Origin of the sequence: Streptomyces racemochromogenes, assembly GCF_044129415.1 — a bacterium.
GTDB classification, from domain to species: domain Bacteria; phylum Actinomycetota; class Actinomycetes; order Streptomycetales; family Streptomycetaceae; genus Streptomyces; species Streptomyces racemochromogenes_A.
Window position 1 is genome coordinate 1 of record NZ_JBBDHD010000030.1, and the last position, 25,187, is coordinate 25,187.

General features: G+C 73.6%; 23 protein-coding genes, 1 tRNA gene, 1 pseudogene and 1 riboswitch. Of the genes and pseudogenes, 4 read left to right on the plus strand and 21 right to left on the minus strand.

Annotated features, from left to right (window positions below):
* Positions 1-740 precede the first annotated feature (740 nt).
* Positions 741-1,145 carry a hypothetical protein gene (locus WDV06_RS14335; RefSeq protein WP_395510103.1) on the minus strand — a complete coding sequence of 135 codons (405 nt, stop codon included), beginning with the start codon at positions 1,143-1,145 and terminating at the stop codon, positions 741-743.
* 322 nt (positions 1,146-1,467) lie between these two features.
* On the opposite strand from WDV06_RS14335, the pseudogene WDV06_RS14340 reads away from it, so the two are divergent.
* Positions 1,468-1,746, plus strand: a pseudogene (locus WDV06_RS14340) (hypothetical protein); the annotation flags it as partial.
* Between the two features lie 73 nt (positions 1,747-1,819).
* Here the strand turns inward: WDV06_RS14340 and WDV06_RS14345 are convergent.
* Positions 1,820-1,893 (minus strand) — tRNA-Pro (locus tag WDV06_RS14345).
* Positions 1,894-2,050: 157 nt separating this feature from the next.
* Here WDV06_RS14345 and WDV06_RS14350 point away from each other — a divergent pair.
* Positions 2,051-2,752 (plus strand): transketolase, encoded by a 702-nt coding sequence (locus WDV06_RS14350; protein ID WP_395510104.1) that lies wholly within the window; start codon positions 2,051-2,053, stop codon positions 2,750-2,752.
* A 12-nt stretch (positions 2,753-2,764) separates the two neighbouring features.
* A complete protein-coding gene (locus WDV06_RS14355; RefSeq protein WP_395510105.1) occupies positions 2,765-3,664 on the plus strand; it encodes a transketolase family protein in 900 nt (299 codons plus the stop codon).
* A 14-nt stretch (positions 3,665-3,678) separates the two neighbouring features.
* Here the strand turns inward: WDV06_RS14355 and WDV06_RS14360 are convergent, their stop codons facing one another.
* The 8 genes from WDV06_RS14360 to WDV06_RS14395 all read right to left on the minus strand — a co-directional run bounded on the left by WDV06_RS14360 (position 3,679) and on the right by WDV06_RS14395 (position 11,042).
* Positions 3,679-4,224, minus strand: a complete 546-nt coding sequence (locus WDV06_RS14360) for a GAF domain-containing protein (RefSeq protein ID WP_395510106.1) — start codon at positions 4,222-4,224, stop codon at positions 3,679-3,681.
* Positions 4,221-4,865: a GTP-binding protein gene (locus WDV06_RS14365; protein WP_395510107.1), complete on the minus strand. Its 645-nt coding sequence runs from the start codon at positions 4,863-4,865 to the stop codon at positions 4,221-4,223. The genes WDV06_RS14360 and WDV06_RS14365 overlap by 4 nt, the downstream gene beginning before the upstream one ends.
* Positions 4,843-5,187 (minus strand): DUF742 domain-containing protein, encoded by a 345-nt coding sequence (locus tag WDV06_RS14370; protein ID WP_395510108.1) that lies wholly within the window; start codon positions 5,185-5,187, stop codon positions 4,843-4,845. The genes WDV06_RS14365 and WDV06_RS14370 overlap by 23 nt, the downstream gene beginning before the upstream one ends.
* Positions 5,188-5,270: 83 nt before the next feature.
* Entirely contained in the window at positions 5,271-5,720 is a 450-nt protein-coding gene (locus WDV06_RS14375; protein WP_395510109.1) for a roadblock/LC7 domain-containing protein, read from the minus strand.
* A 58-nt stretch (positions 5,721-5,778) separates the two neighbouring features.
* Positions 5,779-7,506: a sensor histidine kinase gene (locus tag WDV06_RS14380; protein WP_395510110.1), complete on the minus strand. Its 1,728-nt coding sequence runs from the start codon at positions 7,504-7,506 to the stop codon at positions 5,779-5,781.
* Positions 7,507-7,725: 219 nt separating this feature from the next.
* Positions 7,726-8,940 carry an MBL fold metallo-hydrolase gene (locus WDV06_RS14385; protein ID WP_395510111.1) on the minus strand — a complete coding sequence of 405 codons (1,215 nt, stop codon included), beginning with the start codon at positions 8,938-8,940 and terminating at the stop codon, positions 7,726-7,728.
* Positions 8,941-9,120: 180 nt separating this feature from the next.
* Positions 9,121-9,906 carry an SGNH/GDSL hydrolase family protein gene (locus WDV06_RS14390; RefSeq protein ID WP_395510112.1) on the minus strand — a complete coding sequence of 262 codons (786 nt, stop codon included), beginning with the start codon at positions 9,904-9,906 and terminating at the stop codon, positions 9,121-9,123.
* Positions 9,907-10,070: 164 nt separating this feature from the next.
* On the minus strand, positions 10,071-11,042 hold the full coding sequence (locus WDV06_RS14395; protein ID WP_395510113.1) for a LysM peptidoglycan-binding domain-containing M23 family metallopeptidase: 972 nt from the start codon (positions 11,040-11,042) through the stop codon (positions 10,071-10,073).
* A gap of 4 nt (positions 11,043-11,046) precedes the next feature.
* Positions 11,047-11,194: riboswitch (cyclic di-AMP (ydaO/yuaA leader) on the minus strand.
* Positions 11,195-11,514: 320 nt separating this feature from the next.
* Between WDV06_RS14395 and WDV06_RS14400 the strand changes: the two genes are divergently transcribed.
* Positions 11,515-12,333: a tyrosine-protein phosphatase gene (locus WDV06_RS14400; protein ID WP_395510114.1), complete on the plus strand. Its 819-nt coding sequence runs from the start codon at positions 11,515-11,517 to the stop codon at positions 12,331-12,333.
* A gap of 35 nt (positions 12,334-12,368) precedes the next feature.
* Here the strand turns inward: WDV06_RS14400 and WDV06_RS14405 are convergent, their stop codons facing one another.
* The 11 genes from WDV06_RS14405 to WDV06_RS14455 all read right to left on the minus strand — a co-directional run bounded on the left by WDV06_RS14405 (position 12,369) and on the right by WDV06_RS14455 (position 25,164).
* On the minus strand, positions 12,369-13,784 hold the full coding sequence (locus tag WDV06_RS14405; protein ID WP_395510115.1) for an aspartate aminotransferase family protein: 1,416 nt from the start codon (positions 13,782-13,784) through the stop codon (positions 12,369-12,371).
* Positions 13,781-14,812: an adenosyl-hopene transferase HpnH gene (hpnH, locus tag WDV06_RS14410; protein ID WP_395510116.1), complete on the minus strand. Its 1,032-nt coding sequence runs from the start codon at positions 14,810-14,812 to the stop codon at positions 13,781-13,783. The genes WDV06_RS14405 and hpnH overlap by 4 nt, the downstream gene beginning before the upstream one ends.
* A gap of 5 nt (positions 14,813-14,817) precedes the next feature.
* Positions 14,818-15,444: a phosphorylase family protein gene (locus WDV06_RS14415; protein ID WP_395510117.1), complete on the minus strand. Its 627-nt coding sequence runs from the start codon at positions 15,442-15,444 to the stop codon at positions 14,818-14,820.
* Positions 15,444-17,501 (minus strand): squalene--hopene cyclase, encoded by a 2,058-nt coding sequence (shc, locus tag WDV06_RS14420; protein ID WP_395510118.1) that lies wholly within the window; start codon positions 17,499-17,501, stop codon positions 15,444-15,446. The genes WDV06_RS14415 and shc overlap by 1 nt, the downstream gene beginning before the upstream one ends.
* A 115-nt stretch (positions 17,502-17,616) precedes the next feature.
* Positions 17,617-18,717 carry a polyprenyl synthetase family protein gene (locus tag WDV06_RS14425; RefSeq protein WP_395510119.1) on the minus strand — a complete coding sequence of 367 codons (1,101 nt, stop codon included), beginning with the start codon at positions 18,715-18,717 and terminating at the stop codon, positions 17,617-17,619.
* A 53-nt stretch (positions 18,718-18,770) separates the two neighbouring features.
* The gene (hpnE, locus tag WDV06_RS14430; protein WP_395510120.1) at positions 18,771-20,159 is read right to left on the minus strand and encodes a hydroxysqualene dehydroxylase HpnE; all 1,389 of its coding nucleotides are present in this window, start codon (positions 20,157-20,159) and stop codon (positions 18,771-18,773) included.
* A gap of 148 nt (positions 20,160-20,307) precedes the next feature.
* Positions 20,308-21,258 carry a presqualene diphosphate synthase HpnD gene (gene hpnD / locus WDV06_RS14435; protein WP_395510121.1) on the minus strand — a complete coding sequence of 317 codons (951 nt, stop codon included), beginning with the start codon at positions 21,256-21,258 and terminating at the stop codon, positions 20,308-20,310.
* Positions 21,255-22,193: a squalene synthase HpnC gene (hpnC, locus tag WDV06_RS14440; protein WP_395510122.1), complete on the minus strand. Its 939-nt coding sequence runs from the start codon at positions 22,191-22,193 to the stop codon at positions 21,255-21,257. Before hpnC ends, hpnD begins: the two co-directional genes overlap by 4 nt.
* Before the next feature lie 318 nt (positions 22,194-22,511).
* Positions 22,512-23,294, minus strand: a complete 783-nt coding sequence (locus WDV06_RS14445) for an ABC transporter ATP-binding protein (RefSeq protein WP_395510123.1) — start codon at positions 23,292-23,294, stop codon at positions 22,512-22,514.
* Entirely contained in the window at positions 23,287-24,222 is a 936-nt protein-coding gene (locus tag WDV06_RS14450; protein ID WP_395510124.1) for an ABC transporter permease, read from the minus strand. Before WDV06_RS14450 ends, WDV06_RS14445 begins: the two co-directional genes overlap by 8 nt.
* Before the next feature lie 96 nt (positions 24,223-24,318).
* Entirely contained in the window at positions 24,319-25,164 is an 846-nt protein-coding gene (locus tag WDV06_RS14455; protein ID WP_395510167.1) for a glycosyltransferase family 2 protein, read from the minus strand.
* Between the last annotated feature and the right edge of the window lie 23 nt (positions 25,165-25,187).

A 25,187-nucleotide genomic window follows, 5' to 3' on the forward strand; every position in this document is an offset into this window, starting at 1 on the left:
GGTGCGCAGAGCCAACAGGACGGCAACCAGCAGGCCGCACCGCAGCGCTTCGGCCCCGACGCCGTGCCTGCCCCGGCTCCGACGCGGGGTGAGCCGAGCGCGCGTCCCACGCCCCCCGCTCAGAGCACCCCTGCCCCGGCTCGGGCCCAGACCCCCATCCGGCCGCCGGCACGGCAGGAGCAGGCCGAGGCGCAGACGAACAGCGACCGGCCGCTGCCCGTGAACAACGCCCGCCGCGACGGCTCCTCGACTCCGAGGCAGCCAGGGGCCGGTGCTCCGGCTGCGCCGGGTGCGCGGACTCCGGGTCGGACACAGGCAGCGGGTCAGCCGGGTGCGATCCAGGCGCCGACGCCGCGCCCGACGCCTGCCCCGCCGGGGCGTGCTCCGCGGCCGCCGGCCCCTGCACCGGCTCCTACGCCGCCGCAGGCTCCGGTTCCACGTCCGCGCCGGACGGCCGATCCGGACCCCCGGAGCGTGGAGACCCCGGAGCCGCAGCCGCGGCGGACCGTTGGCCCCCGCCGAGGCCGGGGCGAGGAGGACTGATCCTCCGATCGAGGGCGGGCGTGGAGGCCTGACGCACCCGGTGAGAACGATCAACCTCACCGGGTGCGTCGTCCATACCCGGCGCCGCAGCTTCAGGAGGAGGCGTCAGAGGCTTGACCAGCCGAGGACGGACAGAACCCCGTGGACGCGATGCCCACGGGGTTCAGTGCTGCTCGCCGGCCGGCGGAACGTCGACGCTACTTGGCACACTTGTTCTTGAAGCCGCCCAACAGTGCCTTGCCGGCATCGGAGTCGTCACGCACGTACACGCTACCGCCGATGCTGATCGAGGTGTTGCTGGTCGAGATTGACTCGCTGCCGGTCCGCTTGTTGCGGGTGTCGTCTCCGGCGACCGTCCATATGATCTGGGTCTGATCCTTGTTGAACTCGCCGGTGCTGGTCACGCCCGGCTTCTCGTAGACACCATCGCAGCCGTACTCATGATGCGAGACGCTGTTGCCCTTGACGACCAGCTGGCCGAGGTCGGACGTGCCGTTGACGTCCTTGACGTAGTAGGTGCCGTCGAGCTTGCCGCCGCTGTCGCTGCTTCCGCCGCAGGCGGTGAGTAGGAGTGAGCCCGCGGCCAGGGCCGCGACGGACACGGCAATCCTGGCCCGCGTCCTAGGTGCAGTCCTGGTGATCCTCATGGCGTTTCCCTTCGTTCGTTAGGGCAGTCGATTCGAGACGGACAGGCCAGTCAAAATAACCTATGGATAGGGGACTTTGGTGGACCGGGACCGTTTGTCAGGTGCCTTCTCGGAGGTTGTCGAGCCGATGCCCCGCCGGCGCCATTGCGGCCTGGGCCTGATGGGGCGCGTGTTCGCCGTCCTGGATGCGCCACTGCGGACGCTGCACCGGCAGGGCGTCTGCCGGCCACGAGTACCTGTTCCCGGGCATTGGCGGCGGGCTGCCGGCCAACACGAACTCGGTCGCCAGAAGACCGAGGCCGTCCCCGGCACCAAAGCCGCGCTCGCGAACCTGGTCGGCATCGCTCCTCTGGAAGATCGCGACGCGGTCGCCGCCGCCGTCATCAAGGCTGTCGGCGTCAAGGGGGCCGCTCCCCTCGCCCTCGGCAAGCACCACGTCCAGGCCCCCGCCACCACGCCGGACGACGACGCCGACCTCGCGCGACGGGACGACGACGGCGCCCCGCTCGCGCCATCCCGTTCCTCCCCGGACGCGTGGCTACGCGTCGGAGTATGAGATGGTCCCCAGAAACGATCTTGAGGCCGTATCGGATGCTTCCGATACGGCCTCTGACCTGCGTATTCGCAAGTCGGGACGACAGGATTTGAACCTGCGACCCCTTGACCCCCAGTCAAGTGCGCTACCAAGCTGCGCCACGTCCCGATGCCGCTGACCTGGGGTTTCCCCCGGCCGAACCGGCATGAGAACCATACCGCACTTCCGCGGGTGGTCGCGCGCACCATGCGCGGGGCGGCCGGATCCGGCGGGCCGGGCGGCGGCCCCTTGACCTCAAGTCCACTTGAGGTCGCATGGTTCCTGCATGACACACGCAACCGCGGACACCGGCTTCCGCTACGAGGACCTGGGCCGCCTGATGGCCCTCATGACCGGGGACGAAAAGCACGGACCCGCCGCCACCTCCACGCTCGACGTGCTGTGGGTGCTGTACGACCGGGTGCTGCGGGTCGGCCCGGGCAGCGCGGACGCACCCGGGCGGGACCGGTTCCTGCTCTCCAAGGGGCACGGGCCGATGGCCTACTACGCCGTGCTCGCCGCCAAGGGGTTCTTCCCCGTGCACTGGCTGCCCGGCTTCGGCGCGTTCGACTCCCCGCTCGGCCACCACCCCGACCGCGTCCTGGTCCCCGGCGTGGAGATCGCCAGCGGCTCCCTCGGGCACGGACTGCCGCTCGCCGTCGGCAGCGCGCTCGGGCTGCGGGCGCAGGGGCTCGACGAGCCCGCCGTCTGGGTCCTGATCGGGGACGCGGAGCTCGACGAGGGCAGCAACCACGAGGCCATCGCCTACGCCGGCGCGGCCGGGCTGGAGGCCCTGCACACCGTCATCGTCGACAACGACTCCGCCACCCACGGCTGGTCCGGCGGGATCGCCTCGCGCTTCGAGGCGGCGGGCTGGAGCACGGCCACGGTCGACGGACGCGACCACGCGGCGCTCCACGCCGCCTTCACCGCACCGCACCCGGGCCGGCCGCACGCCGTCGTCGCCCGGGTCGAGAAGAAGTACTGAGGGGGAAACGCCATGGACACCATGCGGGAACGGTTCGTCTCGGTCACGTCGGAGCTGCTCGACGAGGATCCCCGGCTGGCCGTGGTGCTCGCCGAGATCACCATGGACGGGTTCCGGCCCGCCCAGCGGCGCCATCCCGACCGCGTGATCAACGTCGGGATCCGTGAGCAGTTGCTCGTGGGCGTGGGCGGCGGCCTGGCACTGACCGGGCTGCGGCCGGTGCTGCACACCTTCGCCAGCTTCCTGGTGGAGCGGCCGTTCGAGCAGCTCAAGCTGGACTTCGGGCACCAGGACACGGGCGGGGTCCTGGTCAGCTCCAGCGCCAGCTACGACTGGCCCGCCGGCGGGTACACGCACATGGCCCCGGGCGACGTGGCCCTGCTGGACACCCTCGACGGCTGGACCGTACACGTCCCCGGCCACCCCGACGAGGCCGAGGCCCTGCTGCGCCACGCGTACGCCGCCGGGGACGACCGGGTCTACGTCCGGCTGTCGCAGATGGCGAACGGGGCCCCGCGGCCGGGCGCCGACGGCCTGCGGTTCCAGACCGTGCGGGAGGGCCGCGCGGGCGTGGTCCTCGCCGTCGGCCCGATGCTCGACGGCGTCCTCTCCGCGACCGAGGGCCTCGACGTCACCGTGTTGTACGCCACCACCGTGCGCCCCTTCGACGACGCGGCCCTGCGCGCCGCCGTCGGCCGGGCCTCGGCCGACGTGGTCCTGGTGGAGCCGTACCTCGCCGGCACCTCGGCGGCGGCCGCCGGGCGGGCGCTGCTCGACGTCCCGCACCGGGTGCTGCCGCTGGGGGTGGGGCGCGCCGAGCTGCGCCGGTTCGGGACGATCGAGGAGCACACGGCGGCCCACGGTCTGGACGCCGCCTCGCTGCGGAAGCGGATCACGGCCTTCCTGCGCTGAGTCCCGCGGGCCCGTCAGGCGGAGCGGTCCGCGCGCTCCTGGAGCCGCTCCACCAGCTCGGCGGCGAGGGCCTTGACCGTGGTCAGGCCGGCCGGTCCCCACCGGCGCGGCACCACGTCCGCCGCGCACACCGTGCCGAGGACGATGCCCCGCCGGTCGGTGAGCGGCGCCCCCAGGTAGGAGCGGATCCCGCTCCCGTCCACGACGGCGTTGCCCGCGAAGCGCGCGAAGTCCCGTACGTCCTCCAGGACCAGGGCCCTGCGGCGCACCACGACGTGCGGGCAGTAGCCGTGGTCGCGGGGCAGCACCCGTGCCGGGTAGCCGTGCGAGGCCGCGTCCGGTTCGTGGTGCAGGCCGGCGAAGAACTGGCGTTCCTCGCCGACGAAGTTGACCCCGGCGGACGGGGCGTCGAGGGTCTGCGCGACGCGGCGGGCGAAGGCGTCGAGCTCTTCGTCCACGCGCTCTCCCAGGTTCATCTCGCGCAGCCGGAGCACCCGCGCGGGTGCCTCCCGGTCCACGGGGGTGAGCAGCAGGTGGCCGGTGGATTCGTAGCGGTTCACGGTGGTCCCCCCGGTGGGTGGTGGTGGTCGGACGGGTGCGGGGCCGGCGGTCCGGCCGCCGCGGCGCGCTGCGCGGTGGACAGCAGGTGGTGGACGAGGGCGGCGAGCGTCCCCGTACCGGAGCCCCTGAGGCGGGCGTCGCAGCAGACGACGGGCACCTCGGGGGCGAGCCCCACGGCCGCGCGGACCTCCTCGGCCGTGTAGCGGTGGGCGCCGTCGAACTCGTTGACGGCGACGATGAAGCCGATGCCGCGCCGTTCGAAGAAGTCCACGGCGGGGAAGCAGTCGTCGAGGCGGCGGGTGTCGGCGAGGACGACGGCGCCGAGGGCGCCCGCGCAGAGCTCCTCCCACAGGAACCAGAAGCGCTGCTGGCCGGGCGTGCCGAACAGGTAGAGCACGTGCCGGTCGTCGAGGGTGAGCCGGCCGAAGTCCAGGGCGACGGTGGTCGCCGTCTTGCCCGCCACCCCGTCGAGCGGGTCGGCGGCCTCGCCGGCCCCGCTCAGCAGTTCCTCCGTGCACAGCGGCTCGATCTCGCTGACCGCGCCCACGAAGGTGGTCTTCCCCGCCCCGAACCCGCCCGCGACCAGGATCTTCAAGGTCGCGGGCAGGGCCGGGTCCTCAGAGCCTTCGGCGTAGGCCATCGAGCACCGCCCTCAGCAGGGACTGGTCGTCGGCGGCGAAGGATCCTCCCCCGCCACCCGGGAACCTCGGCGCCCGCGTCCGTACCGCCCCGTGCTCCACGAGGTCGGACAGCAGCACCTTGACCACCACCGCCGGGAGCCGCAGGTGGCCGGCGACCTCGGCGACCGTCACCGCCGGGGCGGCCGCGCAGCAGCGCAGGGCGAGCGTGTGCTCGGCGCCGAGCGGCACCCTCGGCCGGACCCCGGTGGCGCTCACCAGGGACAGCAGGTCGAGGGCGACGGCGGCACGCGTGCGGCCGCCGCTGGCCGTGTACGGGCGCATGACCCGGCCGGCCGAGTCGTCGAGCCAGGGCGTGTCCCGCGGTGCCCCGGCCCCCGTCGTGTGGACCCCCCCGGTCCGGGCCCTCACCGCCCCGCTTCGGCGTCGGCGAGGGCGACCGGGCGGCGGGGCGGGGCGGCCAGGTACGGCCGTACGCTCTTGACCAGCATCGCCATCTCGTAGCCGAGCACGCCCGCGTCGGCCTCCCGGTCCGCGAGGACGGCCAGGCAGGTGCCGGAGCCGGCCGCGGAGACGAAGACGAGCGCGGTGTCGAGTTCGACGACGACCTGCCGGACCTCGGCTCCGTCGCCGAAGCGGGCCCCGGCGCTGCGGCCGAGGGAGTACAGACCGGAGGCCAGGGCCGCCATGTGGTCGGCGCTGTCGGGGTCCAGGCCGTGCACGCAGGTCACGAGCCCGTCGTTGGTCAGCAGCACCGCGGCGCGGGTGTACGGGACGCGTTGGACCAGTCCGCCGAGCAGCCAGTCGAGGTCCGAGAGGTTGGGTGTCTTCGTCTGCGTCGCCACTTCGCCGGCCATGGGGGTGTGCTCCTTGCTGGGGTTCGTGTGGGGGGTTGAGCGGGGGGTCAGGCGGGGGTCATGACTGCTGTTCGGACGACTGGGCGAGGCCGAAGCCCCGCTGGAAGGACGCCATCAGGCCGGGGTCGTGCAGCGGCTGTTCGGCGTCCTCGTCCGCGGGGCGGGGGGCGGGGTCCTCGCGCAGCTGCGGTGCGAGGTGCGTCTGGGCGCGCCGCCGGGGCAGCGGCGGCCGGCCGTCGGGGTCGGCCCGGGCGGCGGGCACCCGGTGCGGCAGGGGCGCGGGGTGCGCGGGCCGGTCGCCCTCCTGCGGCCCGCGGGCCCACGCGGGGCCCCGTCCGGGCTCGGCGCCCCGGCCCGTGATCCCCTCCGGGGCGGCGGGCACGAGGCCGAGGTCCAGGCCGAGGTCGGGGGCCGGGCGGCCGGTGGGGGCGGCGCGGTGGGCCGGGTCCGGGGACCGGTCGGGGTGCGCGGCGGGGGCGGGCTCGGGCCCGGGCGCCGCGATGCGGGCCGGCTCCAGCGGCGGGGACGCTTCGGCCGTGCCCCAGGAGGTGGGGCGGGTGCCGCCCAGGGCGTCGGCGGCGTCCGGGGCCTCGGCGCCCAGCAGCCCGTGGGGCAGGACGAGGACGGCGAGGACCCCGCCGTAGATGTTCGACTTCAGCTCGACGGCGATCCCGTGCCGCCGGGCCAGGACGGAGACCACGAACAGGCCGATCCGGCCGTCCGCCAGCAGGTGCCGGACGCTGACCTGTTCGGGGTCGCCGAGCAGCGTGTTCATCCGGCACTGCTCCTGTGCCGGCATGCCCAGCCCGCGGTCCTCGACCTCGACCGCGATGCCGGCCGTGACCCGTTCGGCGCGGACCACCACGTCGGTGTCGGGAGCGGAGAACACCGTCGCGTTCTCGACGAGTTCGGCCAGCAGGTGCACCACGTCGGCGACGGCGTGCCCGCGGACGGTGCCGCCGGCCGGGGGCACCACCTTCACGCGGGTGTACTGCTCGACCTCGGCCACCGAGGACCGCAGCACCTCGCTCAGGTCGATCGGCCGCGTCCACTGGCGCCGGGAGGCGGCCCCGCCCAGGACGGCGAGGTTCTCGGCGTGCCGGCGGATCCGGGTGGCGAGGTGGTCGACGTGGAAGAGCCGGCGGAGCAGGTCGGGGTCCTCGACCGTGTCCTCCAGCTCGTCGAGGAGCGAGATCTCGCGGTGCACCAGCGACTGGAGCCGGCGCGCGAGGTTGACGAAGACCTCGACCTTGCGGTCGCTGTCGCTCGGCGCCGCCGGGGCGGCCAGCCGGACGAGGGTCTCGTGCGCCTGCTCCCGGGCGCCGCGCAGCTCCTGGGCGAGGAGCCAGAACTCGTCCACCCCGGACGGACCCGCCTGGGGCGGCGGGGCGCCCCGTCCGGCCCGCACGGGGCGGCCGGGCCGTTCCCCCCGCTCCAGCCGTTCGGCGGCCGTGCGCAGCTCCTGGCGGCCGCGCATGCTGGAGCGCCGCAGCGCCTCGCACCGGTCCCGGACGGCCTTGGCCCCGCGCTGGGCCCCCAGCAGGGCGGCGGCGAGGGCGCCGACGGCCAGCAGCGCGCAGCCCGCGAGCACCGGCCACAGCCGCGCGTCCCGCTCCCCGGCGCCCCCGCCCAGCTGGAGGGTGAAGATCACCGCGGCGGTACCGCTGAGCCCGGCGGCGAGCGTGGGCAGCACGGCGGCGCGGACCAGCTGGGGCCCTATCTGCCGGCCGGGGCCCGTGGCGGCGTGTCTCGACGGGGCGTGGCGGGCTGCGCGGAGTCCGGACATCGGCGTCCTCGGTACGTGGGGCCCGGCCCGCCGGAGCGAGTGCCCGGGGGCCGGTGTTGATCACCGGATACCCACGCTAGACCGCGCGCTCACGCGGTCGTTGCCCAGTTGGGCAACTTCACCGGACTGCTTCCCGCTCCCGATGGAGCGCTCGTACGACAGCCCGAATGCGCCGGGAGCGCGCACGCCCGTGCAGCTCGGGGCGGACGCGCTCCGGGGTCACGAACCGACGGCCTCCGGTTCCCCGAGGCCGTCCGCCGGGGACGGCGCCGGGTCGCAGGCGCCCGTCGCGGCGGCCGCGGCCGGGGCGGCGGCGGGGGTCGCGGCACCCGTGGCGAAGGGGCGCCACCAGGGGGCGGCCGGGGCGTCGGGGGCGCCGGGTTCGAAGGGCTGGCCGGGGATCGGCAGGGCGATGGCCGCGCCGGCCGCTCCGGCGGCGGCGACGGTGCCCTCGCCGGGCTCGTCCCACGGGTGCGGGGCGAGGTTGAAGGTGCCCCAGTGGATCGGCAGCATGGTGCCGGCCGGGGCGCCGCCCTGGAGGTCGAGGTGCGCCCGCATGCCCTCCTCGGGGGTCATGTGGATGTCGGGCCAGTACTCCGAGTAGGCGCCGATCTGGATCATCGTCGCGTCGAAGGGGCCGTGCTCGGCGCCGATCTCCTTGAAGCCGGGGAAATAGCCGGTGTCCCCGCTGTGGAAGATCCGGTGTCCGTCGCCCGCGACCACCCAGGAGGCCCACAGGGTGAACTGCTGGTTGCGCAGGCCCCGCCCGCAGAAGTGGCGGGCCGGAGTGGCCGTCAGCGAGATTCCCGCGACCTCGGTGGACTCGTTCCAGTCCAGCTCGCGCAGCCGGCTCGCCGGCACGCCCCAGTGCTCCAGGTGCGCGCCGACGCCCAGCGGGACGGCGAAGACCGTGCCGGTGCCGGCCAGGGCCTTGATGGTGGGCAGGTCCAGGTGGTCGTAGTGGTCGTGGGAGATGACCACGACGTCGACCTCGCCGAGGGAGGCCAGCGGCACCGGTACGGGGTGCAGGCGCTTGGGCCCCGCGAAGGGGAAGGGGGAGCAGCGCTCGCCCCAGACGGGGTCGAAAAGCACGCGGCGGCCGTCGATCTCGGCGAGCACGCTGGAGTGCCCCATCCAGGTCAGGCGCAGGCCGCCGACGGGGGGCTTGGCCAGCTCGGCGAGGGTGGTGGGGTAGACGGGGATCGGCGCGCCGGGGTTGCGCCGGATCCGCTGCTCCCGGTTGAAGTAGATCTTGGCGAACTCCAGCATCGAGCCGGATGGCCTGGTCCTGGCCCCCACCGGGTTCTGGAAGACGCCGTCGGCGAAGTTCGGCGAGCGCAGGATGCGCTCCAGCCGCGCGCCGGACGGGTCCGCGCCGAAGGCTTCGGGCCGCAGGGCGCGCAGCCGGGGACGCAGGGGAAGGGAGCCGGTCAAGGCGCCTCCTGGGTAGTGCGGGTGGGGTGGGGCGGGGTACGCCCACGACCTTCCCAACGCGCACCGGCTTCCGAGGATTCCGCCGCGCGGCGCCTCGTCGGTCCGCCTCGTCCGTCCGCCTCCCGGTCCGCCTCGTCGGCGGCGGGCCCGGCGCAGGCACCGCGTCCGCCGCCGGCCGGGCTACAGCGGGAGCAGGTCGGGCCGCTTCGCCTCGACGTTGTCACCGGAGGACTCACCGCGCAGCCGCCGCCCGATCCACGGCACGAGGTGCTCGCGCGCCCACTGGATGTTGTCGCGGGTGACGTCCACGGAGCCGCGGGGAGCGGCCGGCGGCCAGGGCTGGTCGGGGTCGGCCGGGACCTCGTAGCCGAGCACCTGCGCGGCGCGCAGCGCGACGCGGGTGTGGCCCTCGGGCGAGAGGTGGAGGCGGTCGTCGTCCCAGGCACGCCGGTCCTGGACGGTCTTGAGCGACCAGAGGTCGAGCACCGGGCAGCCGTAGCGGTCCGCGATGGCGCGCACGTGGACGTTGTACGTCGCGATCTTGCCGCGCAGGTGCTTGAGGACCGGCACGCCCCGGGTGTCGAAGCCGGTGGTGATCATGACGAGGCCGACGGAGGCCGTGAGGTCGGCCACGGCCGCCTCGAAGCGCTCGGCCACGTCGTCGGGGTCGCTGCCGGGCCGGATGATGTCGTTGCCGCCCGCACAGAAGGAGACGAGTTCGGGGGCGAGTTCCTTGGCCCGCGGAACCTGCTCCTCCACGATCTGGTCGAGCACCTTGCCCCGTACCGCCAGGTTCGCGTACCGGAAGTCGTGCTCGTCGCGCTGATCCGCCAGGAGTACGGCGAGGCGGTCCGCCCAGCCGAGGTACGTGTCCCCGGGCCCCGGGTCCCCCACGCCTTCGGTGAAGCTGTCCCCGATCGCCGCGTACGAGCCGATGGTCTTGAGTGTCGTCTTCGTCGCTGCCACGGGAACCCATCCTTCACCCCCGCCGCCAACCTACGCCAACGTAATGAGGGCTTGACGGGCCGTGATCTATACCACGCGGGGGATAAGGAATAAGTACAAGCGGGGCCGGGACCCCCCTCGGGTCCCGGCCCCTCGCGTCCCGGCGCTCCGCCGCCGGGGCGGCCTCAGACGCTGACGCCCTTCGAGCGGAGGTAGGCCAGCGGGTCGATGTCGGAGCCGTACGACGGACCCGTACGGATCTCGAAGTGGAGGTGCGGGCCCGTCACGTTGCCGGTGGCGCCGGAGAGTCCGATGGTCTGGCCGGCGGTGACGGCCTGCCCCGTGGACACGTTCAGCTGGGACAGGTGGCCGTACTGGGAGTACTTGCCGTCGGCGTGCCGGATGACGACCTGGTTGCCGTAGGCGCCGCCCCAGCCTGCGGAAACCACGGTGCCCGCGCCGACGGCCCGGACGGTGGTGCCGGTGCTCGCGATGAAGTCGACGCCGGTGTGGTAGCCGGAGGACCACATGGCGCCGGGGGTGCGGTACTGGGTGGAGATGCCACCGCTGACGGGGGCGACGAAGCCCGCGGCGCTCGCGGGCGCGGACTGCGCGGCGGGCGCGGACTGCTTCATTCCGCGGGACGGGGCCGCAGCGCCCTTCAGCTGCGCGGCACCGGAGGCGCCGGACGCGCCCGACCCGGTGGCGGCGGCGCCGGAGCGGGCCGCGCCGGCCGCGTCCCCGCCGGCCGCCGGAGTTCCGGTCGAGGATTCCTCGGCCGGCGCCGCAGCCGCCTTCGGGGCGGGGGCCGCGGCCTGCCCGCCGAGGGCCAGGCGCAGGCCCGGGTGGATCAGCGAGGGGTCGTCGCCGACGGCCTCGCGGTTGTCGGCGTACAGCTGCTCCCAGCCGCCGGAGAGGCCGCGCTCGGCGGCGATCGTCGAGAGGCAGTCGCCCGGCACGACGGTGTACACCGACGGGGCGGCGGCCGGGGCGACGGCGGGGGCGGCCGCCGGAGCCTGGGCCGCGGGAGCGGCCGCCTGGGCGCCGGCGGCCCCCATGAGCGGCAGCGCGAGGGCCGCGCCCCCGGTCCCTGCGACGGCGAGTCCGCGGGATATGGAACGGGACTTGGGGCGGCGGTGCTTACCCTTTCCGGGCATGGCGCATTCCTCTCCGGCGCCTGCGAGGTGAGCTGTCGGGTTCGGACTGGAGATGCCCGGCCGTACGTGTACGACTTCACCCCGAGCCGCACCGGAATGGATCCGGCCCGGCGGCCTTCCTGGTTCCCCCGCTCCTGCCGCGCGTCGTTGTCGGGTGCGGTTCCCGGGCGGCGGCAGGATTAGGCGGTCCACCCGGATCGCTCGCGAAGGTAATCCAGCGGGGGCACGGGCAACAAGCCGTGAATTCCCTGACGGAATAGCAGGTATGAGGGATCAACGGAATTCCGGTCACCCTGCGTCCATTCCCGACCGGCAACGGCCGCACCGGCCAGGGAATTCGACTTTCGCGATCAGGCACGCACGGTCACCGTATGATCTGGCTCACGGAGTTCGGCCCGATCTCGCGTCCACCTACGGCAAGTTGGTTCCAACCAGATCAATTCGGACAAGCCGCACGCACGGAGGAGTACACGTGACCCAGCAGATACCGCAGGACCTCCCGACACACCCCGAGCCGGCGCCCGTAATGACCGGAGTGCGCAATTTCCGCGACGTGGGCGGCCTGCCGACCGCGGACGGACGGAGGGTCAGGACGGGACGACTGTTCCGAAGCGGACATCTGGCGCATGCCACCGAAACCGATGCAGAATTCCTCGCCTCCCTCGGTCTGCACACCGTCTTCGACTTCCGCAACCGCGCCGACCAGGCCCTGGAGGGGCCGGACGTCGCGCTCCCGGGCGTGCGCAACGTGAACATCCCCCTCTCGGACCCGGCCGACGGCGGGGAGTTCTGGCGGATGGTCCGCGAGGGCGGCCTCGACCAGCTCCGCGGGCTCCTGGGCGGGGGCAGGGCCGCCGCCCGCATGACCGCCTCGTACCGCGAGATGATCCTCGGACGCACCGCCGAGCACAGCCGGGTGGTGCACGCCCTCGCCGAGGACAGCGTGCCGGCGCTGCTGCACTGCGCCGCAGGCAAGGACCGGGCCGGGCTCTCGGTCGCGGTCACCCTGCTCGCGCTCGGGGTCGAGCGCGAGGCGATCGTGGCGGACTACCTGGTGTCGAACGCCCCGCACAACCGCTACCGGATGCGGCGCGGCGGCGACACGCCGGAGGCCCGCTCCCCCGAGGTGACGGACCTGCTGGCGCCGCTGTTCGACGCCCGCGCCGAGTACCTGCTCGCCGCCTACGAGACCATCGACACGCACTGGGGCGGGGTGGACCGCTACCTGGCCGACGGCCTCGGGCTCGCCCCCGCGACGCTGGAGGCGCTGCGGGACCGGCTGCTGGACTGAGTCCGCACGGGGCCCCGGCGCGCCGGGGCCCCTCGCTAGCGGTTGCCGACGGCCTGCTTCACCAGGGTCCGGCCGAAGTCCCACATCAGCGAGCCGCCGCCGTGGGCCTCGTCCATGACCTCGCGGAAGGCGCCGACGAAGCGCTCCACGTCCGCCTCGTCCACGATCAGCGGCGGGATCAGCTTGATGACCTCCAGGTGGTCCCCCGAGACCTGGGTGAGGATCCGGTGCCTGTTCAGCAGCGGCGCCACCACCATCTGGGCGAACAGTCCCTTGCGGGCCGCCTGGAGCATCGTCCAGCGGCTGCGGAGCCCCAGGGAGGAGGGCCGGCCGAACTCGATGCCGATCATCAGCCCGCGCCCGCGCACCTCGTGCAGCATCTCGTAGGTGTCCACGAGGGCCGCCAGCCGCCCGCGCAGCAGGTCGCCCATGGCCCGCGCGTTGGCCACCACCTCCTCGTCCTCCATGACGTGCAGGACCGCCAGCCCCGCCGCCATCGCCTGGGCGTTGGAGCCGAAGCTGGCGGAGTGCACCAGCACCCGGTCCATCGACGAGTACACCTTCTGGAAGATCCAGTCCTTGCCGAGGGTCGCGCCGACGGGCACGTAGCCGCCGGAGAGGGCCTTGGCCACGCAGACCAGGTCCGGCTCCACGCCCGGTTCGTTCTGGTACGCGTAGAAGTCGCCGGTCCGTCCGAGGCCGGTCTGCACCTCGTCGGCGATCAGGAGCGCCTTGTGCCGGTGCAGGAGCTCCTGGGCGGCGCGCAGGAACCCCGGCGGGGCGGCGTGCACCCCCTTGCCCTGGACCGGCTCGACCACGAAAGCCGCCACGTCACCGCGGCGCAGCTCGCGCTCCAGGGCCGCGAGGTCCCCGAGGGGGATCTTCGTGTCGGGCAGCAGCGGCGCGAAGCCGTCGCGGAAGCCGCCCTCCCCGTTGACCGAGAGCGAGCCCGCGGTGAGCCCGTGGAAGGCGTGGTCGCAGTAGAGGATCCTGGGCCGGCCGGTGGCGCAGCGGGCGAACTTCAGGGCGGTCTCGACGGCCTCGGTGCCGCTGTTGCCGAAGAAGACGCGGTCCAGGTGGGGGCTGTGGGACAGCAGCTTCTCGGCCAGCAGCCCCGGCAGCGGCTGGCAGTCGAAGCGGGTCAGGTCGGCGAGACCGGCGTCCAGGACGTCGTGCAGCGCCCGGCGGACCACGGGGTGGTGGCGGCCCAGGCCCATCACCCCGAATCCGGCGAGCATGTCGAGGTAGTCGTTGCCCTCCTCGTCCCAGAAGTGGGCGCCCTCGGCGCGCACGTACACCTTGTCGAAGCCGATGGTGCGCAGCATGCGGGGCAGCTGGTGGTTGAGGTGGCGGGCGTGCAGCTCGTAGCGTTCGCCGCCGCGCTCGGCGAGCAGCGCGGCGAGGTCGAAGTCCCCTGCCCCGCCGGCGGCCCCCGTCCGCGGCGCCGTCATGCCGACGCGTCCCGGTTCCCGGCGACCGTCTCGCGGGCGGCGCGCAGGGACTCCTTGAGGGAGCCCATGGTGGCGAGGACGGCGGTGGGCTCGTAGCCGCAGTGCGCCATGCAGTTGGCGCAGCGCGGGTCCTTGCCGCGGCCGTACTTGCTCCAGTCGGTGTCGTTCACGAGTTCCCGGTAGGTGGGCACGTATCCGTCGCTCATCAGGTAGCAGGGGCGCTGCCAGCCGAAGAGGGAGTAATTCGGAATGGCCCAGGCCGTGCAGGGGAAATCGGCCTTTCCTTCCAGGAAGTCCAGGAAGAGCGGCGAGTGGTTGAGCCGCCAGCGGCGCCGGTTGCCGCCGGCGAAGGCCTTCTTGAAGAGTTCCCGGGTCTGTTCGACGCCGAGGAAGTGTTCTTGGTCGGGGGCCTTTTCGTAGGCATAGGCGGGCGAGATCATCATCTCGTCGACCTGGAGGTCGTCATTGAGGTAGTTCAGCACCTCGATGACCGTCTGGGGGGTGTCGGTGTTGAAGAAGGTGGAGTTGGTGGTCACCCGGAACCCGCGCCGTTTGGCCTCCTTGATGGCGGCGACGGCCTCGTCGAAGACGCCTTCCTTGGCCACGGATTCGTCGTGGCGCTCGCGCAGCCCGTCGATGTGCACGGCGAAGGCGAAGTAGGGGGACGGGGTGAACTTCTCGATCTTCTTGCGGAGCAGCAGGGCGTTGGTGCAGAGGAAGACGTACTTCCGCCGGGCCACCAGCTGCCGGACGATCTCGTCGATCTGGGGGTGCATCAGGGGTTCGCCGCCCGCGATGGACACCATGGGCGCGCCGGACTCCAGGACGGCGCCCACCGCCTGGGCGACGGGCATGCGCTGCTTGAGCACCCCGGCCGGGTGCTGGATCTTCCCGCACCCCTCACAGGCCAGGTTGCAGGCGTAGAGCGGCTCCAGCTCGACGATCAGCGGGAACTTCTCGCGCTTGCGGAGCTTCTGTTCGAGAAGATAGGTCCCGACCCTGATGGACTGTCGCAAGGGCATGGCCATCTGGTTCACCTCCTGGGAAGCAGCAACGAACGGTGCCAGTCATGGAAAGCGGGAAGTACGGCACGTAGGACACGGAAGGCAGATATTCCACCGCGTACCGTGCCGATACGGACGAGCTCGTGCTCGGGAGCGTCCACGATCACCCGGACGGCCGCAACGGGGCGGCCCGCTCCGGAGGCGGTCCACAGGGTGGCCGCGGACTCCATGTCGACCGCGATGGCGCCGGAGGCGCGCAGCCGGTCGCGCTCCTGGCCGCGGACGACGTGGTCGGAGCCGGTCAGTGTGCCGGTGTGCACGGTCCGCCCCGGGACGGCGCGGGCCAGGGCCTCGGCGAGCAGGGGGGCGCCGGTGCAGGTGACGGCCCCGCGGGGGTCGCGGGTCTCCTCGGCGACGACCAGGTCACCGGGGTTCATGCCGGGCAGCAGGCCGGCGCAGAAGCCGGTGGCGAGGACGGCGGCCCGCTCCATCCCGGGCCGCCCCAGGGCGCGCGCCACGGCCCGGTCGGCGGCGCGCGGGCCCATGCCGGTCCGCAGCACCGTGCCCCCGGCGGCGCCTCCGAGGGCGGCCCGCTCGATGCGCAGGGCGCAGGCGATCAGCAGGGGCGGCGGGGGCGGAGCCGCCCGGGCCGGCATCAGGCCTCCTCGGCGGTGACGGCCGCGGGCGCGGCCCCGCCCGTGTGCCGGGCGGTGCGGGCCGGGGTGAGGGGGTCCCCGTACAGGTAGCGGCCCAGGGCGGTGAGCGGGAACACCTGCCGGTAGAGGTGGTAGTTGATGGAGAAGTCCCAGGGGAACCCGGTGCCGGTGAAGTACGGCTCGTCCCAGGTGCCGTCGGGGCGCTGGGTCTCCACCAGGTACGCGAGCCCGCGCCGGACGGCCTCGCCCTCCCGCTCCCCCGCCGCGAGCAGGGCCATCAGCGCCCAGGCGGTCTGGGAGGCGGTGGAGGCGCCCTTCCCGGCCCAGGCGCGGTCCCGGTAGGAGCGCTGGTCCTCGCCCCAGCCCCCGTCCTCGTTCTGCACGGACTCCAGCCAGCGGACGGCCCGCCGGACGGCCGGGTGGCCCGGGGAGATCCCGGCGGCGGTCAGGGCGGGCACCACCGAGCCCGTCCCGTACACGTAGTTGGTGCCCCAGCGGCCGAACCAGCAGCCCTCCGGCTCCTGTTCGGCGAGCAGCCAGGCGATGCCCCGCCGGGTGCGCGGGTCGTCGGCCTTCCCCTCGGCGGCGAGCATCTCCACCACGTGGGCGGTGACGTCGGCGGAGGGCGGGTCGATGACCTCGCCGAAGTCGCAGAAGGGCAGCCGGTTGGGGAGGGGGCTGGTGTTGTCGGCGTCGAAGGCGGCCCAGGCACCGTCCCCGGACTGCATGCCGAGGGTCCAGGAGACCCCGCGGTCGATGGCGGCGTCGACCTTGCCCGGCTCGGGGTGGCGGATGCGGCGCAGGGCGAGGACGACCTCGGCGGTGTCGTCGACGTCGGGGTAGGTGTCGTTGTGGAACTCGAACGCCCAGCCGCCGGGGGCGAGGCCGGGCCGGCGCACGGCCCAGTCGCCGCTGCGGCGGACCTCCTCGCCGAGCATCCAGTCGGCGGCTTTCACCAGCGCCGGGTGGTCGGGGCGGACGCCCGCGTCGGCCAGGGCGATGGCGGCCAGGCAGGTGTCCCAGACCGGTGACTGGCAGGCCTCGACCATGCGGGCGCCGTCCTCGCGCCAGACTGCGAAGCGGTCGAGGGACTCCAGCCCGGCCCGCATCACCGGGTGCCCGAGGTCGTAGCCGAGCAGGTGCAGGGCGATCACGGAGTACACGGCGGGGGGCTGGATGCCGCCCCAGCAGCCGTCGTTCTCCTGGCGCTCCACGATCCAGCGTCCGGCGGCGGCCATGGCCGCCTTGCGCAGCCGGCGCGGGGCGACGCGCCGGTAGAGGTGCAGGGCCTTGTCCATCCGCTGGAAGATCCCGTCCCAACTGGCCGCCGGTGCCAGCGGTTTGGCCGGGTACGCATCGTGGTCGCCGGTCCGCAGCTCGTCGAGGGTGAAGGGGGCCGGGCACACGGGCCGCAGCGCGGAGACGACCGTCAGGGGGACGATCGTCTGGCGGGCCCAGCAGCCGAAGTCATAGATGTTCAGCGGCACCCAGGGCGGCAGGAAGACCAGTTCCGGCGGGAGTTCGGGCAGGTGGTCCCAGCTCCACCAGCCGAAGAGGGCCAGCCAGATCCGGGTGAAGACCCGGGCGGAGGCGATCCCGCCCTGGTCGCGGATCCACGCCGAGGCGCGGGCCATGTGCGGGGCGTCGGGGGCGTCCCCGGCCAGGCGCAGGGCCACGTACGCCTCGATGGTGGCGGAGATTTCGGGCGGGCCGCCGTGGAAGGTGGCCCAGGTGCCGTCGGGCTGCTGCTCGCCGCGGATGAAGAGGGCGGCGGCCCGGGTGGTCTCCTCGTCGCGGATGCCGAGGAACTGGCGCAGCAGCAGGTCCTCGGCGTCCATGGTGACGTTGGTCTGGAGGTCGCCCTTCCACCACCCGGCGGTGTCCTGGCGGTCCAGCAGTTCCCGGGTGGCCCGGTCGGCGGCGTCCCGGACCGCCTTCGGCAGGCCGGTGTCCTCGCCGGACGGGCCTGCGGCCGCGGCGGCCGGGGCCGCCGCGGTGTCGTGTCGCGGATCCGCGCCGTCGGTGATCGCACCGCCGCCGTCGGTCGTCGCTGTCATGGCTTCCCCTTCGTACAGTGCGTCGGCTGTGCCCGGGTCTGCCGTCGGCCGGTGCCGCCCTCAGGAGGGCCGCCCGGCCGGCGACTCGCGATTCATATCCACTTTCCGGCGGAGATCACCTCTTGCGCACGACGACGAAGTCGGCGAGGGCGACGAGCTGCTCGCGCACCCGCTGCGGCATGTCCACGTCGTCGAGCGCCCGGACGGCGATCGCGTGCTGGCGGCGGGCCTCGTCGGCGGTCCACTGGCGGCCGCCGGCGGCCTCGATGAGGGCGGCCCGGTGGGCGAACTCCTCCTCGGAGAAGTTCTCGAAGTCGTTGCTCTTGGCGTCGGCCGCGAGCAGCCGGCCGAGCTCCTCACAGGCCGGTCCGCCCGCGGCGAGGGCCGCGACGACGGGCAGGGACTTCTTGCGCTGGCGCAGGTCGCTCCAGGTCTGCTTGCCGGTGGACTCCGGGTCGCCCCAGATGCCGAGGAGGTCGTCGACGGCCTGGAAGGCGAGGCCGAGGTGGTAGCCGTACTCCTCCAGCTTGTCGGCGGTGCGGTCGTCCGCGCCGCCGAGGACGGCTCCGATGGACACGGCGCACGCGAGCAGGGCTCCGGTCTTGTTCCCTTCCATCTCCAGGCATTCCTGAACGCTGACGCGCTCGCGGTGCTCGTAGGAGATGTCCTGGGCCTGGCCGTCGATGAGCTTGCGGCTGGCGGTGGTCAGCCGGCGGGTGGCGCGGCCGGCCTCCACGGTGCCGAGCTCCAGCAGCACCTCGTTGGCGAGGGCGAAGAGCGCGTCGCCGACGAGGATGGCCTGCGCGGGGCCGTGGACCTTCCACACCGTGTCGCGGTGGCGGCGCTGCTCGTCACCGTCCATCAGGTCGTCGTGCAGCAGCGAGAAGTTGTGGACGAGTTCGACGGCGACGGCGCCGGGGATGCCGACCTCGGCGGCGGCTCCGGCGGCCTCGGCGGAGAGCAGCGCGAGGGCGGGGCGCACGGCCTTGCCGCCGTCACCGTCCGCCGGGTTGCCCTCGGCGTCGATCCAGCCGAAGTGGTAGGCGGCGACGGTGTCCATGGGCGCCGCGAGCCGGTCCACCGCCGCGCGGAGCACGGGGGTCGACAGCGTGCGGCCGCGTTCGAGGAGGGCGAGGGTGTCGGCCTTCTCCACTCCCCCGCCGGCCGAGCCGGCGCCGGCATCCGTGTTCTCGCTAGCCGGGTTGCCCGGGTTCACTGGCTCTCCTCTGGTTCCTGTACGTGCTGTGCTGGTGGTGCTCGTGGTGGTCGTCATACCGCCTCCTGCAGAGGATGTTCCCGGGGGCGGCCGAGAGCGGCGAGCGCGGCGTGTGCCGCGCCGAGGCCGCTGCGGACGGCGCTCTCCATGGTCGCGGGCCAGCCGGTCGCGGTCCACGCACCGGCGAGATAGAGCCCCGGCGTGTCGGTCCGGGGGCCGGGGCGCAGCCGGCCGACGCCGGGGCTGGGGGCGAAGGTGGCGGTGCGTTCGCGGGTGACGAAGAAGTCGCGGACCTTCGCGCCCCGGGCGGCGGGCAGCAGCCGCTCCAGTTCGGGCAGGTACTTGGCGCGCAGGACGGAGACGGGCTCGTCGATGTCGTCCTGGGCGACGGACTGGGACAGGGCCAGGTACTGGCCGCCGTCGGTGAGTCCGGAGGAGTCGGTGCGGTCGAAGACCCACTGCACGGGGGTGCCGAGGGCGGCGAAGAAGGGCTGCCGGAGCACCTTGCGGTCGTAGACGACGTGGACGTTGAGGATCGGGGCGGTGCCGATGTTGAGGAGCTTGTCGGGGTCGGCGAGCGCGCCGGCGGGCAGCAGGCCGTGGGCCTCGCGCTGCGGGACGGCGAGGACGACGGTGGCCGCGTCGAGGGACTCGCCGTCGGTGTCGATCCGCCAGTTCCCTTCGCCGGTACGGGCGATCGCGGTGACGCGGGTGCGCAGCGCGGTGCGGACCCCGGCGGCGTCGAGGGCCTTGCGGGCGAGGGTGTCGTGGAGTTCGCCCAGCGGGACGCGGGCCCAGCCGATGTCGGCGGCGCCGTTCTCGGAGAGCAGGCCGGTCTTGAAGACCATGGCCGCCAGGCCCAGGGAGGCCTGCCGGGCGGTGGCGTTGAGGGTGGCGATGCCGACGAGGTCCCACAGGGCGTCGATGGTGCGCGGGCTCTGGCCGTAGCGGGCGAGCCAGGTGGCGAAGTCGAGGCCGTCGAGCGCCGGGTCGGCGGGGTCGAGGCGGCGCAGCGCGAGGGCGGCCCGGCCGACGGACGCCCGCTCGGCGAGGGAGAGGTGCGGGTAGCGGGCCAGGGAGGAGGCGAGGTGCAGGGGGACGGGCAGGGCGCTGCGGCGCAGCCGGCCCAGGCGGGGGCCGGAGGGGTGGGCGACGTCGAGGACGGGGACGTCGAGCCGGTCCTGGAGCGGGGCGAGGGCGGCGCCGTCGACGCGGTCGAGGAACCACCGGTAGGCGGTGCAGCAGCGGAGGTAGACGTGCTGGCCGTTGTCGACGGTCAGGTCGCCGCGCTTGAAGGAGAAGGCGAGGCCGCCGAGGCGGGGCCGTCCTTCGAGGAGGGTCACCCGCAGTCCGGCGTCGGCGAGTTCGAGGGCGGCGGTGACTCCGGCGAGCCCGCCGCCGACGACGACGGCGCGGCCGTCGCCGGCTGCGCTGGCGCTCATGAGGCCTCCCGGGTGGTGCGCCGGCCCGCCGGGCCGGGATGTGCTGCGGTACGGGTGAACCCCGCACGGAGGGACGCGCCCGCGCGCCCGCGGGTTGCCCGGGCGGGGCGCGCCGCGGCGCCGGCGGCCGGGGCCGGGGTCCGGGGCATCAGGCGCGCCTCCGGGCGGTCTGGCGGGAGATGGTGCGGGCGTCGAGGCCGGACAGGCCGCGCACGGCCACGTACGCCTTCTCGTGGGGCGGCAGCGAGACGCGTCCGCGCAGGACGGCCATGGGCTCGCGCTCGATGCGGTCGAGCAGGCGGCGGTAGATGCCGGCCATCGCGGCCACGCAGGCGCCGCTGCGCCGGTCGAGCATCGGCAGCAGCCGGTAGCCCTCGGTGAACAGGGCCCGCGCGCGCCGGACTTCGTGGTGGACCAGGCCGGGGAAGTCGGAGCCGGCGGGGAGCCGGCCGCTGCGGAAGCCTTCGGAGCAGCCGAACTTGGCGAGGTCCTCGGCGGGGAGGTAGGTGCGGCCGTTGCCGGCGTCCTCGCGGACGTCCCGGAGGATGTTGGTGAGCTGGAGCGCCAGGCCCAGGGTGTCGGCGTACTCGGCGGCGTGCTCGCCGGGGCCGACCGTGCCGAAGACGCCGAGCGAGAGCCGGCCGATGGCCCCGGCGACGCAGCGGCAGTAGGCCTTGAGGTCCTCCCAGGTCTCGTACTCCTCGCCGCGGACGTCCATCAGGACACCGTCGATGAGTTCGTCGAGGCCGCCGAGGGGGATGGGGAAGCGGCGGGCGGCGTGCGCGAGGGCGACGGCGACCGGGTCGGTGTCGTCCTCGTCGATCTCCTCGTCCCGGATCCGGCCGAGGAGGGCGCGGGTCTCCTCCAGGCGGGCCAGCTTGGCCCCGGGCGCGAGGGTGCCGTCGCCGATGTCGTCGACGCGCCGCGAGAAGGCGTACAGCGCGGACATCGCCTGCCGCTTGTCCGTGGGCAGCAGCCGGATGCCGTAGGCGAAGTTGCGCGCCTGGGTTCCGGTCACGGCCTCGCAGTAGCTGTAGGCGGCGAGGACCGGGGCGGACGGAGCGGACGCGTGGTTGGGGCCCTCCACGTTGGGGCTCACCCCTTTCTCGGCGCTGTGCGCAGGACGGCGGCCACCTCGCGGAGGAGCAGGCCTCGGGTGGGCTTGGGCGGCCCGGGCAGGACGTCGAAGCCGGCGGCCGAGATCGCCCTCAGGGCGGCTCGCCCCCCTCCCACGAACCCCGCGAGCAACAGCCGTAGCCTGCCGTGGACGCTGCCCACGAGCGGGGTCCCTTCCTCCAGGAGCCCGTACGCGCGTTCTGTTTCGAAGGCGACCAGGGAGCGTACGGAGGCTCCGGCGGTGGGGGCCGCGAGGTCGGCCTCGGCGACGCGGAAGCGCGCCATGTCCTCGGCCGGGAGGTAGATCCGGTCGCGGCCGAGGTCCTCGGCGACGTCCTGGAGGTGTTCGGCGATCTGCAGGGCGGTGCAGATCGCGTCGGAGCGGCGGATCCGCTCGGGGGTGGCCGTGCCGGTGAGCTCCAGCACGAGGCGGCCGACGGTGTTGGCGGAGAGCTCGCAGTAGGCGAGGAGCTGTCCGTACGTCTCGTAGCGGGTGACCCGCTGGTCCTGGCGGTTGGCCTCGATGAGCCCGAGGAAGTGCTCGGGGCTGAGGCGGTGCTCGCGGACGACGGGCTGGAGCGCGAGCAGCAGGGGGTGGCGCGGCGGACCGTCGGTGCCGCCGAAGACGCGCAGCAGGTCGGCCTCTAGGGCGTCGAGCATCGCGAGGCGGTCGTCGGCCGCGGCCGGGTCGAGGCCGAGGAGGACGGCGTCGCGGCCGCCCGGCGCGAGGTCGCCGTCGCCGATGTCGTCGACGAGGCGGGCGTAGCCGTAGACCGCCATGAGGCCCTGGCGCCAGGCGCGGGGCAGGAAGGCGGGGGCGACGGGGAAGTTCTCCGAGGCGGCCTTGGCGAGGGTGGCGCCGGCGTGCGCGCCGGGGGCCGGGGCCGAAGGGGGACGGAGGCCGTGCCCGGGGGTCACCGCCCGCCGCCCGGGGCCGGGACGGCCGCTGTGCCTGGGGGCCGCAGAGTTCCCGTAGCCATTGCCGTCACGTCTCCCGTTCTACACTGCCGACCCAAGTCATCCCATTTCGGACACGCCGCGGAGTTTACCGGGGAGTATCCCGGGCGAACCGGCTGCGGGGAATCGTCCCCTCTTGGCGCGATTGAGAACTGGTCCAGCTTACGCTGTACAACGCCACGGGGGCCTATCGGGTGCCCACCACGCCCGGAATGTCGGCCTCATGGCGAGGCCCCCGCCGCGGGGAGCGGCAGGGGCCTGGCGCGGCGGCGCGGCCGGTCAGTGGCTGCTGGCCTTCTCGTACGCGGCGACGACCTCTTCGGTGGGCCCGTCCATCAGGAGCTCGCCCTTCTCCAGCCACAGCACCCGGCTGCAGGTGTCGCGGATGGAGTTGTTGTTGTGGCTCACCAGGAAGACCGTGCCGGCCTTCTTGCGCAGCTCGCGGATGCGCTCCTCGGAGCGGACCTGGAACTTGCGGTCGCCGGTGGCGAGCGCCTCGTCGATCATCAGGACGTCGTGGTCCTTGGCGGCGGCGATGGAGAACCGCAGGCGCGCGGCCATGCCGGAGGAGTAGGTGCGCATCGGCAGGGAGATGAAGTCGCCCTTCTCGTTGATGCCGGAGAAGTCGACGATGTCCTGGTAGCGCTCCCTGATCTGCTCGCGGCTCATGCCCATCGCGAGACCACCGAGGACGACGTTGCGCTCGCCCGTGAGGTCGTTCATCAGAGCGGCGTTGACGCCCAGCAGCGAGGGCTGGCCGTCGGTGTAGACCTTGCCGGACTCGCAGGGCAGCAGGCCCGCGATGGCGCGCAGCAGGGTGGACTTGCCGGAGCCGTTGGAGCCGATGAGGCCGATCGCCTCGCCGCGGTACGCCGTGAAGGAGACGCCGCGCACGGCGTGCACCCGGCGGACGCCGGGGGCGTCGCGCTTGCCCCGGCGCATGATCTTGCTCAGCGCGGCGGTGGCGCTGCCCTTGCCGGAGCTGCCGGTGTTGACGCGGTAGACGATGTGCACGTCGTCGGCGATGACGGTGGGGACGTTGTCCCGGTTGTTCTCAGCCACGGCCGTAACGCTCCTCAGCCTTCCAGAAGTAGACGAAACCGCCGAGGCCGATCACGACGGCCCAGCCGACGGCGAAGGCCCAGACGTGCGGCGGCAGGTTGTGCCGGCCGTAGTCGTCGATCAGCGCGTAGCGGATCAGGTCCATGTAGATGGCGGCCGGGTTCCACTGGAGCACGTCCGTGACCCACTCGGGCACGTGCCGGTCCTTGAGCGCCCCGCTGATCGAGAACATGACGCCCGAGGCGTACATCCACGTACGGGTGAGGAACGGCATCAGCTGCGCGAGGTCGGGGGTCTTCGAACCCATCCGCCCGAAGATCAGCGCGAGGCCGGTGTTGAAGGCGAACTGCAGCGCCAGCGTCGGGATGACCAGCAGCCAGGCCGGCCGCGGGTAGTTGCCGAACGCCACCGTGACGATCAGCACGACGATCATCGAGTAGAGCAGCTGCTGGAGCTGCTGCATCGAGAAGGAGATCGGCAGGGAGGCGCGCGGGAAGTGCAGGGCGCGGACCAGGCCCAGGTTGCCGGGGATGGCCCGGACGCCGGCCATCAGCGAGCTCTGCGTGAAGGTGAAGACGAAGATGCCCGTCACCAGGAAGGGGATGTAGACCCCCTTCTCCATGCCCCGGCCGGCGTTCATGATCAGGCCGAAGATCAGGTAGTAGACGAGCGCGTTGAGCAGCGGGGTCGCCACCTGCCAGATCTGGCCGAGCTTCGCCTCGCTGTACTGGGCGACCAGCTTGGCCCGGGAGAACGCCATGATGAAGTGGCGCCGGTCCCAGAGCTGGCGCACGTAGGCGGCCAGGGTCGGCCGTGCGCCGCTGACGGACAGGCCGTACTTCGCGGCGAGTTCCGCCGGGGTCAGCCTCGCGTCGTCGGACGGCGGCTTGCTCGTGGCGAGGGCGCCGTGGTGGGTTGTGTCACTCACAAGTTGAAACTTTCCGTCTTCCAGATGCGCAGGTGGGGCATCGGGCCTGGAACGCCGGACCCGTGGTCGGGGCCCATGGTCCCAGACGCGAGCTTCTCAGATGACAGGCGGTCGGCCCAGTCGCGTCAGCCGCCAGACCGTACGCCACCGCATGGGGCGACGGGGGCCGCAGGGGGTGGTCCAGCCCTCCTTGAACCCGCCGAACCAGGCCTTGAGCGCCGGCGCCGAGGGCCTGCGCACGAGCGTCAGCCCGAGCCAGACCCCCAGGTAGACCGGGACCAGCGGGACGGGCAGGTTGCGGCGGGCGAGCCACACCCGGTTGCGCGCCACCATACGGTGGTAGACGGCGTGCCGCGAGGGCGCGGTCGTCGGGTGCAGCAGGACCATGTCCGCGCGGTAGTCGATCAGCCACCCGGCGTCGAGGGCCCGCCAGGCCAGGTCGGTCTCCTCGTGGGCGTAGAAGAACTCGGCCGGCAGGGTGCCCACCTGCGCGAAGACCTTCGTGCGGACCGCGTTGGCGCCGCCCAGGAAGGTGGTCACGCGGGAGGAGCGCATCGGGTCCGAGGCGCGCAGCCGGGGCACGTGGCGGCGCTGGGTCGCCCCGGTGTCCGGGTCGGCGATGCGGAAGCTGATGATGCCCAGCTCCGGGTCCTCGGCGAAGGCCTGCCGGCACAGCTCGGCGGTGTCGGTGCGCTCCAGGAGCCCGTCGTCGTCGAGGAAGAGCAGGACGTCCACGTCGCGGCCGCCCCGGCCGAAGGCCTCGATGCCGACGTTACGGCCGCCGGGGATGCCCAGGTTCTCGGGGAGGTGCACCGTCCGTACGCCCTCGGGCAGGCCGGTGACCTCGACGCCCTGGCCGACGACGACCGTCTCGACGGGGCCGCCGTCCTGGCGGGCCACCGAGTCCAGGAGCGCCTTGAGCTCGTCGGGGCGGTTGCCCATGGTGATGATCACCGCGCCGACGC

What these genes read in the sequence shown, in the direction of transcription:
- WDV06_RS14350 (WP_395510104.1), top strand. Translation starts at nt 2,051, where the DNA reads ATGACACACGCAACCGCGGACACCGGCTTCCGCTACGAGGACCTGGGC.
- WDV06_RS14355 (WP_395510105.1), top strand. Translation starts at nt 2,765, where the DNA reads ATGGACACCATGCGGGAACGGTTCGTCTCGGTCACGTCGGAGCTGCTC.
- WDV06_RS14365 (WP_395510107.1), bottom strand. Translation starts at nt 4,865, where the DNA reads ATGGCCTACGCCGAAGGCTCTGAGGACCCGGCCCTGCCCGCGACCTTG.
- WDV06_RS14370 (WP_395510108.1), bottom strand. Translation starts at nt 5,187, where the DNA reads ATGCGCCCGTACACGGCCAGCGGCGGCCGCACGCGTGCCGCCGTCGCC.
- WDV06_RS14375 (WP_395510109.1), bottom strand. Translation starts at nt 5,720, where the DNA reads ATGGCCGGCGAAGTGGCGACGCAGACGAAGACACCCAACCTCTCGGAC.
- WDV06_RS14380 (WP_395510110.1), bottom strand. Translation starts at nt 7,506, where the DNA reads ATGTCCGGACTCCGCGCAGCCCGCCACGCCCCGTCGAGACACGCCGCC.
- WDV06_RS14395 (WP_395510113.1), bottom strand. Translation starts at nt 11,042, where the DNA reads ATGCCCGGAAAGGGTAAGCACCGCCGCCCCAAGTCCCGTTCCATATCC.
- WDV06_RS14405 (WP_395510115.1), bottom strand. Translation starts at nt 13,784, where the DNA reads ATGACGGCGCCGCGGACGGGGGCCGCCGGCGGGGCAGGGGACTTCGAC.
- hpnH (WP_395510116.1), bottom strand. Translation starts at nt 14,812, where the DNA reads ATGGCCATGCCCTTGCGACAGTCCATCAGGGTCGGGACCTATCTTCTC.
- WDV06_RS14415 (WP_395510117.1), bottom strand. Translation starts at nt 15,444, where the DNA reads ATGCCGGCCCGGGCGGCTCCGCCCCCGCCGCCCCTGCTGATCGCCTGC.
- shc (WP_395510118.1), bottom strand. Translation starts at nt 17,501, where the DNA reads ATGACAGCGACGACCGACGGCGGCGGTGCGATCACCGACGGCGCGGAT.
- hpnE (WP_395510120.1), bottom strand. Translation starts at nt 20,159, where the DNA reads ATGAGCGCCAGCGCAGCCGGCGACGGCCGCGCCGTCGTCGTCGGCGGC.
- WDV06_RS14455 (WP_395510167.1), bottom strand. Translation starts at nt 25,164, where the DNA reads ATGGGCAACCGCCCCGACGAGCTCAAGGCGCTCCTGGACTCGGTGGCC.